We start from the raw sequence: 13,429 nt of genomic DNA on the forward strand, positions 1-13,429 counted from the left end.
AGCCGCGTTATGCTAACGGGCAGATTAGCTCAACAGAGAGTCCCTGATCCCCTTCGTTGCATAATCTATTTTATGTTAAAATAGATTATTAAAATTGAATGCTCAGAAGAATGGAGTGATAGAACTTGATTTTTTGAAGAAGTTAAATTTAAGACTAGCTTGCTGAAGGAATTGAAAATTTTCTATGTTCAGAATTTAGGCACAGGTTTATTAAAAGAAGATGATAGTTCGTTTACATTAACGGTTGGTGAAACCAGTCTTACATTTATACAAACAGATGAAAAGGATGACAGACCATTTTACCATTTTGCTGTTAATATTAATGAGAGCCAATTTAAACTAGCTAAAGAATACTTATCAAAAAGGGTAACTTTATTGCAAAATGAATCCCATGATGAGTTTGAATTTATAGATTGGAACGCACATGCTGTTTATTTTTATGATCCCTCAGGAAACATTGTGGAATACATTGCACGCCACAATATTAAAAGTACTGCTACTGATGAATTCACTAACAAAGACATACTTTGTATAAGTGAAGTTGGATTACCTGTATTGGACGTTTCAAACTTAGCATCAACGTTAGAATCAGAAATTAATCTTCCAATATGGAAAGGAAATGGAAAATCATTTCAGCCTGTTGGTGACGAACATGGGCTTTTTATTTTAGTAGATATAGATCGTGAATGGTATCCAACAAATGATAAGGCACAAATATTCCCAGTCATGGTAAAAATCAAAGACAGCGATAGACAATACTCATTCCCACATTTGCCGTATCACATATTGTAATGATTTTTATGTGAACTTTAATCAACTATCCATTCAACTAACGGGGAAAGATAGCGCTGGAGCTGTATTGAAGCAGCTCCTTTTTGTTTTCATTAAAGTATTGGTTATTGTGTTCATAATGCTATTTAGAGTCAGATTGGTGACTATTTTTATATTGATCAACTGGAATATTTTATGGTATGTTTGCGCTAGTAAACGTGTCGAATTATGTAAGGGAGTTGGATATTTTGAGAATTATGGCGAAGAAAGTTAGTTTCAGGAGATTGAAATTTATTGTTGTAAGTTTATGTTTATTTGTACTTATTCTACCTACTACCGCATTAGGCATATCAAACTTTGAAAGAGCGGAGAATTTCAGATTAGGCGCTCAGCCTAATGCGACCGCTGTTGGTGATTTTAATCAAGATGGACTACCTGATCTAGTAACTGCGAACTCGTATGAGAACCAGATTTCTATCCTACTTAATGATCGTGCTGGTCATTATCAGGAGAAACAATTTCCAGTTGGTATTAATCCCAGTGATGTAGCTGTTGGCGATCTGAATGGGGACAATATCGTAGATATTGTAACAGCTAACAGTGGGGATGGAGATAGTGTTAGTAATTCTAGTACGGTTTCTGTACTGATAGGTCAAGCAGGCGGGGAGTTTAAGTCCACAGTAAACTATAATGTCTATATCAATAGTGCTGAATACAAAACATTTACGCCTAATTCAGTAACGATAGGGGATTTCAACAAAGATTCGATTATGGATTTGGCTGTATCTAACGGTGACACTGGTACAAATGAATATCACATTGTATTGCTACTTGGTAAACCTCCAGAATCCGATGGGACGCTTGCATTTAGTGAGCCGATCCCGATTCAAGTAGGATATAAGCCTAGTTCTATTACTGCGGGTGACATTAACGGGGATGGCAGCTTAGATTTTATTGTTACCCATAGCGGAGCTGGGAAAGTCTCTATTTTAACAAATCGTGGAAATTTGACGGGAATGTTAACTGCTGAATATCCTGCAGGGAATAACCCAAAAACATCTGTTATTGGAGATATGAATGGGGATGGTCATGCGGATATTGTTGTGGTTACTACTGGAGATTCGGCTGGAATCTCTATTCTTCAAGGTGACGGACACGGTTTCTTTACACCTGCCGTTAAATTTAAGGCTAGCTGTCCAAATTCATACGTACCTGCTCTCGATGATCCATACTCGCTTGCTCTCGCTGATCTAGACGGTGATGGTGATCTTGACTTGGCCGTTGGTTGTTCGGAGGCAACGCAAGTATCCATTTTATTAAATGATAGCGTAGGATCCAGGTTATCATTGCAAGCTGCAGATCGATATAGTGTACAAGGTTCTTACTCTCAGGTAGTTATTGCTGATTTTAATTCTGATAATAAATTGGATGTAGTCGCTACAAATTATGATGAGTTTGGTAATAATATGAATTTTGCTGCCATTTTACTAGGTAGAGGAGACGGAACTTTACTTGCATCCGTTAATTATGATGTTAGTGGCAGTCTACCATTGTCAGTTACAAGTTTCGACTTTGACGGAGATGGTAACTTGGATATAGCAACGGCAAATTATAATTCTAATAATGTGTCCATCATGCGAGGTAATGGAAAAGGTCAGTTTGCAGCCGCCATTAAGTATGCAGTTGGGAGTAAGCCTGTTCAACTTTTGTCAGTTGACCTTAACCACGATGGTAAACCTGATCTGGTCATTGCTAATTCGGGTGATAATACCATAACACGTTTATTAAACGATGGGACAGGATCATTTATTAGCAAAAAATTTGATTCTAGCATCGTACCGAATTCTAAAGCTAGAACAATTACTGTTGCTGATTTTAATGGGGACAATAATCCCGATCTAGCCGCAGTCCATACAGGATCCAACCAATTAAGTGTGATGCTTGGAGACGGCAAAGGGGAATTTGAGTTGGAGGATCAACCAGCTGATAATCGCCTCGCCTCGCCCAATTCCATCGTTTCGGGTTATTTTAATGATGATGACAAGATCGATCTAGCTATAGCTAACAAGGGAACGAAGAAAGTATATATTTTGTATGGACAAGGGGATGGGACGTTTACCTCAGGTGGCGAATATGGGGGCATCAGCGAGCCAAGTGAGCTTGCTACAGGTGATTTTAATCGTGATGGATGGACTGATATAGCGGTTGCTAATAATGGTCCGTCAGGATATTCACTTCATATTCTCTTTGGTGATCAAACGGGCACATTCCGAGATGAAACGATTTCTACATTTCCGAATCAGGTTTATTCACTAGCAGTTGGTGATTATAACGGGGATGAGAAGTTGGATATTGCAGTTCCTGCTTTATTACAGTCAATATCTGTATTTATGGGTGATGGTACGGGCAGTTTTAGCTTGGAAAATAGTTATAGTACCGATGTCGCGCCTCGGTCGGTAGCGGCTGGCGATTATAATAACGATGGTAAAGATGATCTAGCAACGGCAAACGACTTTGCCGGCAATGTCACGATTATCAAAAGCTTCCCTCCTAAATGGAAAGTGAAGCTGGCTGCAACAACCTATAGTGCTAAAGAGAATAGCGGCAGCGCGAAGGTTATTGTTAGTAGGGAAGGCAATAGTACAGGCGTAACGAGTGTTGTATATGCGACTTCGGATGGAACTGCAATAGCTGGTGTCGATTATACGGCAACTACGGGTACGTTACAGTTCCAAGATGGTGAGACTAGCCAATTTTTTATGATACCGATCGTGAACAATCATATAGACGCGGGCAATAAATCGTTGAATGTTCAAATAAGTGCTCCTTCGGCAGATGCGGTCATCGGTACTCCTTCAACGGCAGTACTCCAAATTGAAAAAGAAGATCGTTCATCCTCGAGTTCGGATAGTGGATCATCAGCCACACAACCAGGCAACCTTATTATATTGGATGGTGTAAAGCTTGATAAATTGACGACGTTGAAAGAGGTTGTTGTGGGAGGACAATCGACGACGATTGTGTCCATTGATACTGAGAAATTGATTGCTATTCTGGAAGGTAAAAACAATCAAACACTCATTATTCCAGTTACTTCTATATCAGATGTAATCCAGACAGAATTGAACGGTAAAATGATTAAATCATTGGAGAAGACAAATACAGTTATTGAAATTCGTACCAATGATGCGATTTATACCATCCAATCGAATCAGCTAAAGATTGATCAAATCGCGTCTCAGTTTGGCAATAACGTGAAACTAGAAGACATTAAGTTAAGCATTCATATGGGAAAACCTTCTGCTGAAAGTAAGAAGTCGCTAGATTCTGCCGCTGCAAACCAAAATGTGACTTTGGTTGCTCCAGCGATTAATTTTGAAATTATTGCTACGTATGGGGATCGTACCATTAAGATCGATCGATTCGATCATTATGTGTCACGTGAGATTGTATTGCCGAATTTAATCGATTCCACTCAAATAACAACTGGTGTTGTATTAAATACAGATGGAACAATATCCCATATACCAACAAATATCTTTACAAAAGACGGCAAAACACATGCCGTAATGAATAGCTTAACGAATAGTATCTATTCGATTATATGGAACTCAAAGAAATTCGCCGATGTGCAAGGACATTGGAGTCAGAATGATGTCAATAATACGGCTTCACGCCTCATTGTTGATGGTGTTACAACAACATCCTTTCAACCTGATCAAGATGTCAACCGTGCAGAGTTTCTCGCGATTGTTGTTAGAGCATTGGGCTTGAAGTCAATGGAGCAAATCAACTTGCCACAGGATGTGAAGTCCTCAGATTGGTATGCATCTGTTGTACAAGCGGCTTTAACGTATCAACTTGTTCAAGGCTATGAGGATAATACGTTCAGACCTTATCAGACGATTACAAGGCAAGAAGCCGCTGTGATCTTATCTAGAGCGATGGCGATCACTTCGCTTGCATCGACTGTGACAGATGCCGAAGCGAATACTGCATTAAGTCCGTTTGAGGACAGTCAACAAGTTTCTGGTTGGGCGAAGAGAGCCGTGGCACTTATGGTCATTAACAATATCATGCAAGGCGATAATCAACATCTTACAGCAGCAAGTCACCTAACACGTGCACAAACAGCTGCAATTGTAACGAGATTGTTACAGCAAGCAAAGTTGATTAATAAGTAATCACATAAAGAGAGCCGCGGACTAGGCAGTTTTGTTCATAAATACTGGACATTGACTAACGAACTTTATTTCCTGAATCATTGACTTGATCTGGCTTTTGGGGCATGCTAAAAGCTACAAGTTATACATTTCCTATGCAGTGAGGTGCTCGCTATGTTGAAAGTTTCCAATGACCAAGCATTCCAAGAACTAATCTCGCAGCCTGCTTTGACCGTGGCCATCTTCAAGACAACGTGGTGCAAAGATTGCCATTATATCGATCCTTTCATGCCGTCTGTTGAGCAAGACTATGCAGGGCGTATCACCTTTATTGAATTGGATCGTGATGAAGTGCCGGAGCTTTGCGAACAACTGAATATTCTCGGTATTCCTAGCTTTATTGCTTTCCAGAATGGCAAAGAACTAGTCCGTTTCGTTAATAAACTGCGCAAAACACGCGAAGAAATCGAACAGTTCCTTGGGCGTGCGTTGGAAGTTTCGGCTGCTTTGCATACCTAAAACCGACCCAAATCTCTCTTTTCTGTACAAAAGGTCTTTGACCTTGATGTACGGGGAAGAGAGATTTTTTTGAGCTGCCAATTTGAATACGTGAATAGATGATGAACACGCAAGCCTGCTTTAGCTTGGTTTCGGAGCTTTGTAACAATTGCGAATGGATTTGCCTTGTTTTTAAAGCTATAATTGAAAACGGAACTCCCTTTTTCGACATGATGGACAGAAGTCACGACATAAAAGTAGGTGCAATCATGCAAAAACTGATTCAAAGATTAGCCAATCTTTCCGCCATCGGCATGTTTCTCATTCTTGCTATGGGCGCCTTGGTTACCAAGGCGGACGCAGGCAGAGGCTGCGGAGATGAGTGGCCGCTATGTCATGGGAAATTCGTCCCTGCGCATACGATCTCATCGATGATCGAGTACAGCCATCGCTTAGTGGTTGGTATCGTAACCTTAATTCTGGTTGCCACATTCATTCTTGTTTTTCGCTATGTGAAACGTAAAGATGCTAAATTTTTTATTTCTGCCACCGTATTGATGACACTGATTCAAGCGGCGATGGGGGCAATGGCTGTTGTATGGCCGCAGTCTTCTCTCGTACTGGCGCTTCATTTCGGACTCTCTTTGCTAGCTTTTGCTTTTTCATTGCTCTTGGCCCTTGTATTTACATCGTGGGGGCAATTCCAGCGAAATACCGCGATCCGCAGCAGCTTCAAAGCTATCGTGTGGATTACAACGGTGTACAGTTATGTTGTTGTGTATTTGGGGGCATTTGTACGCCATACGGTTTCGTCGGGCGGTTGCTCAGGCTGGCCTCTATGCAATGGCGAAGTCATCCCTGAATTAAGTGGTTCTACGGGGATTGTTTTTACTCATCGCATCGCGGCGCTGCTGCTCTTTATTTGTATCCTGTTTCTGTATTTGCAAGCGAAAAAGCATTATCACGATTCGGACAAGCTGCGCTTTGGCAGCAAATGGTCGCTCATTCTTGTTTCCCTGCAAGTGGCTAGCGGCGCGGTTGTCACTTGGTCGATGGGCAATGAAGTGGCCTATCTATTCACTGGCATGATCCATGCGGTTATTGTCGCTTGTATGTTCGGATTCTTATGTTATCTGTGCGTCTTAACTTTATATGACCGCAAAGCTTAGTGGTGTCGAGCGAGCTCCTTGGGAGCATGATGCACAGGAAGCTTTGTGGAAGAGAAGGCCTTCTTAGGGAAGGCTATTTCCTTTTATTAAATTATAAGAGTTTGTATGTTTTGAAGTGAATGCTGAGTTGCTCCAGCTGCCTCGCGTGGACGTAAGGGAACTACGGTACGCTATTCTAGCCAAAAGTGTCAGTATCGGGAGGTTGAGGGAACTACAGGACGCTATTTGGCTGCTTCATGGGAATTTCAACGCTTTTTGTGGAAATAAGACCCTGTAGTTCCGCTATTACCCTCGCAGCCCTGCTTTTTGCCTAATTAGCGTCCCCTAGTTCCCTCCCTCTGTACTTAGCCGCTAAGAAGAGACTGATCTATCAGGGCGGCGAAGCCGTTTTTCTTACACGATAATTAAAGGAACGACGATTTTGGAAAAGGGGGAGATTCTCATCGTTTCAACGAATTTGCGAGTTTTTCTGGATGTGTTGCGCCGCGAGAATGAATTGATTGAAATTTCGGTTCCCGTGGATCCGAATCTGGAGCTTGCCGAAATTCATCGCCGTGTCATTGATGAGCAGGGACCGGCTTTGCTGTTCACGAATGTCATAGGCAGCGCATTCCCAGTCGTTACGAATCTATTCGGAACAAAGCGTCGTGTTGAGCTTGCGTTCGGCACGAAACCAGAGCAATTCATGAAAGCGGTTATCAACGCAACAAACACGTTGCTGCCGCCTACGCCCCAGGCGCTCTGGGGCGAGAGATCATTGCTCTTCGACCTGCTGAAGGTGGGTACGAAGAAACTGCAGCCCAACCAAGCGCCCATTCTTGGCGGCTTTAAGCGCGACCACCCGCTCGCCGGACTGCCCGTCCTGACGAGCTGGCAAGAAGACGGCCCGTTCGTTACGATGCCGCTCGTCTATACGGAGCATCCGGACGGCCGTCATCATCATTTGGGCATGTATCGCATGCAGGTATATGATGATTTGACGACGGGGATGCATTGGCACATACATAAAGGCGGCGGCGCCCATTACCACGAAGCCGAGCAGCGGGAGAAACCGCTGCCCGCCACCGTGTTCCTGGGCGGCCCGCCCGCGCTCACCGCTGCGGCGATTGCCCCGGTGCCTGAGCTTCTGCCTAAGCTGATGCTCGCTTCGCTCATCCTTGGTCAGAAGCTTCCCATGGTGGAGAATCCCCATGGGGGGCACCGCCTCGCAGCCGAGGCGGAGTTTGCGATCTGCGGCGTCGTTCCGGCCCATACTAGACGTGCCGAAGGGCCGTTCGGCTACCACTTAGGGTATGATTCACGCGTCCTTGATTTCCCCATTTTCCATGTGAATCATGTGTGGCACCGTAGAGACGCGATTTATCCGGCGACGATCGTCGGCAAACCGCGCCAAGAGGATTACTTCCTTGGTGAATTCTTGCAAAGACTGCTGGGGCCCGTGATGCCGCTGGCGATGCCGGGAGTGCAAAGTCTGTGGACGTACGCTGAGACCGGGTTCCACCCGTTAACTGCTGCTGTCGTCCGCGAGAGCTACAGCCGTGAAGCGCTTGGCACGGCATTTCGGATTTTGGGCGAGGGCCAGCTGTCGCTCACGAAATTTCTGATCATCACGGATCAGCCAGTAGAACTGGCCAATTTCAAACAACTGCTCGAGAGCGTGCTCGAACGTTTTGATCCAGGTCAGGATTTGCTCATTTTCAACCAAACATCGCAGGGAACGCTTGATCATACAGATAACCAGCTCAATCGCGGCAGTAAAGCCGTGCTCCTCGGCACAGGGGTGCCTGTGCGCGAGCTGCCAAGGGCTTACGCCGCAGGCGAGCTGCCCGAGATCAAAGATATTGCCGTGTATTGCGGCGGCTGTCTGGTAGTCTCAGGCGCGTCCTACGCGGCGGAGCCGGAACTGCCTCAACGCTTGCTGGCGAATGCGGCAAGCCGTCTCACTGATTGGCCGCTGATCATCCTGGTGGATGAGGCCAGCGCCATCGTGAATGACCAAACCAAGTTCTTGTGGACGGTATTCACATGCTTTAATCCGGCTAGCGATATGTATGCTGCATCGCAAGTGAAACATCATCATATCGCTTATGAATTGCCGATAGTGATTGATGCTCGAAGGAAGCCGGGGCATCCTGCGGAATTGTTCCCACGCGAGGATATCGTGGGACTGGTTGATCGCCGCTGGAAGGAATATTTCGCATGAATGCAGAGCGGCTTCGTTCCTTTTATCCACACATCGGCTTCGTCCTTGTTTACATACTATGGGGGATTAATTTAGCTTCGCTAAAAATCGGGGGGAGAGAATGGGATTCCCTCGTGTTCAACGGACTTCGCTTCGCAAGTATGATTCCAATCCTCTGGGTCTATACTTACTTCTATTATCGTTCCCGTTCTCTCCGGATGCAGATTGATCCCAAAGATCTTTTGCTCATATGCGGATTGGGGATTCTGAATGCAGTAGGCATGGAAGCACTTCTGCAATATGCGCTGCAGTTTTCCAATTCAGCCAATGGAGCCGTCCTAGGCAGAGGCTTTATGCCGGTCATCACGGTGATTTTTGCCTTGATCGCAGGTCAGGTTCGCCTCACTTGGCGCATTCTGCTCGGGATTCCCCTTGCATTGGCCAGTGTCATTATCATCGTTTCGGGTGGACCTGATGGTTTTCACCTCGGAGGAGATACGTTCAAAGGGGATATCTTACTCGTCATGCGCAGTGTGATGGGAGCCATCTATCTGATTGGGATGAATCGCTTGGTCGTGCGATATCCGCTGCCTTTGCTCATTTCCCTGGAAATGACAGCAGGCGCCTTATCCTTACTGCCCTTTGTGCTTATGCGAGCAGACGGCGCCTACTTGGCAGCGATTTCATCCACAGGGTGGATTACCTTAATCTATACTTCCCTGCTGGCTACAGCATTAGGGTTTTCAATTCATAATTGGAGCCTGTCCAAGCTAGGACCGTTCAAATCCTCTGCGTATGGCTATTTGCTTCCAATAACAGCAGCTGTTGCAGGCTACTTTTTTCTGCATGAATCGATTTCGTTGAATCAAGTATTTGGCGGTGTCGGGGTGCTTGCAGCTATGTATTTGGTTCAGAGGGACCGTGCGCAAGCCATTAGGCGGAAAATAGAAATGAGTGAGCATACTAGCGAGAAAGCTTGAATTTTACAATTTTAATCAATGGAGGGGTGCCCTGATGCTGCGCGTACTGTTTAATGAACCGAAACGGGTGGATAGCGGGCTTCTTCTAGAAGCAGGCAATGCCGTTAGAGTATATATTGAACATTTGGAATCGAGAGAGAACAACCACGTAACATCGGAATATGCCAAATATCATAGACAAGCCATCTGGAGCAAAGGTTTTATTGATGCGCTGGACGAGCTGGAACAAAGCAAATATTGCTGTGAACGCTACGCTGAGCTTATTCACAAAGCCTTTCTTGAAGAAATGGATGCTCAGGAGATGGAATCGTATCATCGTTTTGTATATTTTTATAAGAATGGCCTTATTCGCTTATTTTCCATTTTAGATAAATTGGGTACGTTTATGAATGATCTTTTCGAGTTGAAAACGGAGACGTTGAAATCTCGATTTTCGTATTTTACCGTTCTGCGTCGGATGCATGAGAAACATATTCACGGTTCATTGGAAGTTCAACTGTACAATTTGAAAATGGATCACAAAGCCGCGCTGGATCGCTTGCGTAACCAAAGGAATATGGAGATTCACTATATCAATGCCGAGATGCTGGATGATCTTTTGCAAAAAGAGCCGTATCCAGGAGATCGGATTCACGTTGAAAACGTCAGATCCAATGTTGTAGACCTCCAGCAGGGATTTGATATGGCATGCCGAACCTTACTTATAGCGTTTACTTATATTACGGCAAATGTGGCAAAGGGGTAAGTGGACCATGGAATTAAAAGGCCGAACCGTTCTTATTACAGGCAGTGCGAAGGGGCTCGGTAAAATGACCGCCTTGACCCTGGCCCAGCGGGGATGTCAGGTCGCTGTTAACTATGTAAATAGTGAAAAGGAAGCTGCTGAGCTAGTCCTTCAACTGGAACATATGGGTGTTCGCAGCCTAGCCGTTCAGGGCGATGTTGCCAAGCGGGAGGATATTGTCCGTATGGTGGAGCAAACCGCTTCACTGCTGGGGCCAATCGATATTCTTGTCAATAATGCAGGGCCCTTTTTCCGGGAACGGCGCTTCTTCGCTGATTATGGTGTCGATGAAATCGAATATTTGATGCGTGGGAATTTGCTCGGTGTGATGGAGCTGGATCATCTCGTTCTGCCCATGATGCGCGAGAGACGCTGGGGCCGCATTATTCACTTTGGCTTTGGCAAAGCTGCCGAGGCAAGGGGGTGGACGCATCGTGCTGTCTATGCCGCGGCCAAAGTAGGTTTGGTTTCTTTCACCAAAACCTTGGCGGAGGAAGAGGCAAGCCATGGGATTACGGTCAATATGATTTGTCCGGGAGATATTCGGGGCAAGAACAAGGAACGTAAGATGGAGGAAGCGCGATTGGAAATCGATGAGGAGACCCCAGTGGGAAGACCGGGGACAGGCGAAGATGTGGCTCGTGTAATCGACTTCCTCTGTTTGCCGGCATCTGATTTCCTTACAGGCAATATCATGGATATCTCTGGAGGATTGGATCCGATTCAACCGTTGCCTGCGCTTAACCAGCGCAGAACTTGAGTGGGATCTGAGCAGAACCTGAGCGGGACCAGACCAGAACCAGCGCCCTCTTACGAACTCAATAACCTTTATTCGCTCAAAATCGTTCATTTTGAAAATCTAGCGAATTGCCTAAGCGTTATTTCATGTAAACGGTCACCATTCCACCTGTAAGCTACTCGATAACGCCAATTCAGTTCGCGCATAATTGTAGATGACCTAGCCCCGCAGGCTAGGTTTCTTGCATTTAACGGAGAGGTTATGGAGAGGTCGAGGTGTGGCCCTTTACCTCAATTTGCTATCGGATGTTCGCCCCGAATGAAAAAAAAGCCATCCAAATGCAGGATGGCTGTGAAGCTCGTATTATAGATACCAACTGTTGTATGGAATTGTGGAAAAATCCATACAACAGTTGGTAAGCTCTTATGATATAGTCGTATTAGAATACCTGTACGACTTCAGTGATACCTTCAACTTCTTCAACAAGTGCACGCTCAATACCGGCTTTCAACGTAATTGTTGAGCTCGGGCAGCTTCCGCAAGCACCCATGAGTTTCAGCTTCACGATACCGTCTTCTACGTCAACGAGATCAACGTCACCGCCATCGCGTTGTAGAAAAGGACGGAGTTTATCTAAAACCTCAAGGACTTCATCATAAATTGCTTCTTTTGTTTTTTCAGTCATTTGATTCATCTCCTTTCTTTTATTATTATAGTACAATACTGTTTAAATGAAAATGGTTTTCAACTCGAATATCAACATAAGGTGGAATTTTTATTATGAGACCGATCATTGAATTTTGTGCAAGCAATATGCACCATGGTACCGACAAAGTCATGAAAGCACTGGAAGAAGATCCAGATTATGATGTTATCGAATACGGCTGCCTAGGCAATTGCGGGCAATGTTATATGGAACCCTATGCGCTGTTGAATGGCGAAATTGTTGCGGCTGAAAGCGCCGATGCTCTCCACGAACTCATTATAGCCAAAATTAAAACGATTGAAGCGATGTACGATCTTCTTGGTGACTAATTTACCCGAAGTGGCGCTTGGATTTCCACAGCACACCGCTTTTGAGAACACGAGCAATTTTACCGGTCATCAGCGTACGTTTACCCATAATCCCGAAACCGCTCTTCTTGCCGAGAGATCCAAGGGTGCCTCTTAGCTTTATTTTACCTAGACGCGGTGTGTCGCCTTTCCAAATCGCTTGCATGGCTTCGGCAATTTGCTTGCCTTGCGCTTGCGCAGCTTGGGCGCTCGGTGAGAATGGCAGTGAAGCGCAATCCCCAACCACATACACTTCTGGATATTCGGCTATTTGGTGGTATTCATTTAGCACGATGCGACCTTGGCGGTCTTTGGGCACATTCAGCGCTTCGACAATGGGATTAGGCTGAATGCCAGCTGTCCAAATCGTTGCATCTGTGCGAATAATTTCTTCTTGATTGTATAAATCCCCGCCATCCAAACGAACTAGCGAGACTTGTGGACGTAATTCAATATGATGCTCTGTCATCCATTCGCGCACGTATTGCTGTAGATTACTCGGGAACGCTGAGAGCAAGCTGGGCCCGCGATCAATCAAACGAATGTTCAGATCAGCCCGGCTTTCACGCAGTTCTGCTGCCATTTCTACACCACTTAGTCCACCGCCAATAATTGACACTTGTCCATAAGGGGCGATGTTGTTAATGCGTTGATAGGTAGCACGTGTTTGTGCAAGTGTTTGGATACTGGATGAATATTCCTCTGCACCAATGATGCCATGATAACTGTCCACACAGCCCAGTCCGATGACTAACCAGTCATAAGTGATGGGCTCTTTGTCTGTGAAAGTAATCTGCTTGCTGTTCAAATCAACAGAAGAGACTTCTCCATACGTAAGAAGCAGCCGAGGGTCATCCGGATAAGCAACTCGAATATGAGTTTCAGCGATAGTTCCTGAAGCTAAGGCGTAATATTCTGTTTTTAGTCCTTGAAAAGGGCTCCGGTCGATCAATTCCAACACCGTGTCTTCCGGCAGATCCTTTTCCAACATGTTCAAGGCTATGGTCAGACCGCCATAACCTCCTCCAAGAATGACAAACTTTTTCATGCTATCCAATATCCCTTCTGAACAATATCTCTTCTCTAGTAT

11 protein-coding genes are annotated in these 13,429 nt (G+C 44.9%); 9 read left to right on the top strand and 2 right to left on the bottom strand.

Translation table 11 applies throughout. The features are described from left to right. Positions 1-171 precede the first annotated feature (171 nt). From LOZ80_RS00715 to LOZ80_RS00750, 8 genes are all read left to right on the top strand, one after another. Entirely contained in the window at positions 172-792 is a 621-nt protein-coding gene (locus LOZ80_RS00715) for a VOC family protein (protein WP_238169642.1), read from the top strand. Positions 793-1,028: 236 nt separating this feature from the next. Continuing rightward, positions 1,029-4,955 carry an FG-GAP-like repeat-containing protein gene (locus LOZ80_RS00720; RefSeq protein ID WP_238172868.1) on the top strand — a complete coding sequence of 1,309 codons (3,927 nt, stop codon included), beginning with the start codon at positions 1,029-1,031 and terminating at the stop codon, positions 4,953-4,955. Positions 4,956-5,108: 153 nt separating this feature from the next. Next, the gene (locus LOZ80_RS00725; protein WP_238169643.1) at positions 5,109-5,453 is read left to right on the top strand and encodes a thioredoxin family protein; all 345 of its coding nucleotides are present in this window, start codon (positions 5,109-5,111) and stop codon (positions 5,451-5,453) included. A 248-nt stretch (positions 5,454-5,701) separates the two neighbouring features. Next, positions 5,702-6,601 (top strand): COX15/CtaA family protein, encoded by a 900-nt coding sequence (locus tag LOZ80_RS00730; protein WP_238169644.1) that lies wholly within the window; start codon positions 5,702-5,704, stop codon positions 6,599-6,601. A gap of 442 nt (positions 6,602-7,043) precedes the next feature. Continuing rightward, positions 7,044-8,804 carry a UbiD family decarboxylase gene (locus tag LOZ80_RS00735; protein ID WP_238172869.1) on the top strand — a complete coding sequence of 587 codons (1,761 nt, stop codon included), beginning with the start codon at positions 7,044-7,046 and terminating at the stop codon, positions 8,802-8,804. Then, entirely contained in the window at positions 8,801-9,763 is a 963-nt protein-coding gene (locus LOZ80_RS00740; RefSeq protein WP_238169645.1) for a DMT family transporter, read from the top strand. Before LOZ80_RS00735 ends, LOZ80_RS00740 begins: the two co-directional genes overlap by 4 nt. A gap of 34 nt (positions 9,764-9,797) precedes the next feature. Further along, positions 9,798-10,508 carry a Cthe_2314 family HEPN domain-containing protein gene (locus tag LOZ80_RS00745; RefSeq protein ID WP_238169646.1) on the top strand — a complete coding sequence of 237 codons (711 nt, stop codon included), beginning with the start codon at positions 9,798-9,800 and terminating at the stop codon, positions 10,506-10,508. Positions 10,509-10,515: 7 nt separating this feature from the next. Further along, positions 10,516-11,307, top strand: coding sequence for an SDR family oxidoreductase (locus LOZ80_RS00750; protein WP_238169647.1), 792 nt, complete (start codon positions 10,516-10,518; stop codon positions 11,305-11,307). A 418-nt stretch (positions 11,308-11,725) separates the two neighbouring features. On the opposite strand, the gene LOZ80_RS00755 is transcribed toward LOZ80_RS00750, so the two are convergent. Next, complete coding sequence (locus tag LOZ80_RS00755) at positions 11,726-11,971, bottom strand: NifU family protein (protein ID WP_028558591.1); 246 nt, start codon at positions 11,969-11,971, stop codon at positions 11,726-11,728. Positions 11,972-12,066: 95 nt separating this feature from the next. Here LOZ80_RS00755 and LOZ80_RS00760 point away from each other — a divergent pair, with 95 nt between their 5' ends. Further along, positions 12,067-12,321, top strand: a complete 255-nt coding sequence (locus LOZ80_RS00760; protein WP_238169648.1) for a YuzB family protein — start codon at positions 12,067-12,069, stop codon at positions 12,319-12,321. A gap of 1 nt (position 12,322) precedes the next feature. On the opposite strand, the gene LOZ80_RS00765 is transcribed toward LOZ80_RS00760, so the two are convergent. Beyond that, entirely contained in the window at positions 12,323-13,387 is a 1,065-nt protein-coding gene (locus tag LOZ80_RS00765) for an NAD(P)/FAD-dependent oxidoreductase (RefSeq protein ID WP_238169649.1), read from the bottom strand. Positions 13,388-13,429 lie beyond the last annotated feature (42 nt).

The sequence above is a fragment of the Paenibacillus sp. HWE-109 genome, from assembly GCF_022163125.1.
GTDB lineage: Bacteria > Bacillota > Bacilli > Paenibacillales > NBRC-103111 > Paenibacillus_E.

Bases quoted from the DNA above. Each gene is read 5' to 3' on its own strand.
- LOZ80_RS00720 (WP_238172868.1), top strand. From the start codon at position 1,029: ATGGCGAAGAAAGTTAGTTTCAGGAGATTGAAATTTATTGTTGTAAGT.
- LOZ80_RS00755 (WP_028558591.1), bottom strand. From the start codon at position 11,971: ATGACTGAAAAAACAAAAGAAGCAATTTATGATGAAGTCCTTGAGGTT.
- LOZ80_RS00740 (WP_238169645.1), top strand. From the start codon at position 8,801: ATGAATGCAGAGCGGCTTCGTTCCTTTTATCCACACATCGGCTTCGTC.
- LOZ80_RS00750 (WP_238169647.1), top strand. From the start codon at position 10,516: ATGGAATTAAAAGGCCGAACCGTTCTTATTACAGGCAGTGCGAAGGGG.
- LOZ80_RS00725 (WP_238169643.1), top strand. From the start codon at position 5,109: ATGTTGAAAGTTTCCAATGACCAAGCATTCCAAGAACTAATCTCGCAG.
- LOZ80_RS00745 (WP_238169646.1), top strand. From the start codon at position 9,798: ATGCTGCGCGTACTGTTTAATGAACCGAAACGGGTGGATAGCGGGCTT.
- LOZ80_RS00765 (WP_238169649.1), bottom strand. From the start codon at position 13,387: ATGAAAAAGTTTGTCATTCTTGGAGGAGGTTATGGCGGTCTGACCATA.
- LOZ80_RS00730 (WP_238169644.1), top strand. From the start codon at position 5,702: ATGCAAAAACTGATTCAAAGATTAGCCAATCTTTCCGCCATCGGCATG.
- LOZ80_RS00760 (WP_238169648.1), top strand. From the start codon at position 12,067: ATGAGACCGATCATTGAATTTTGTGCAAGCAATATGCACCATGGTACC.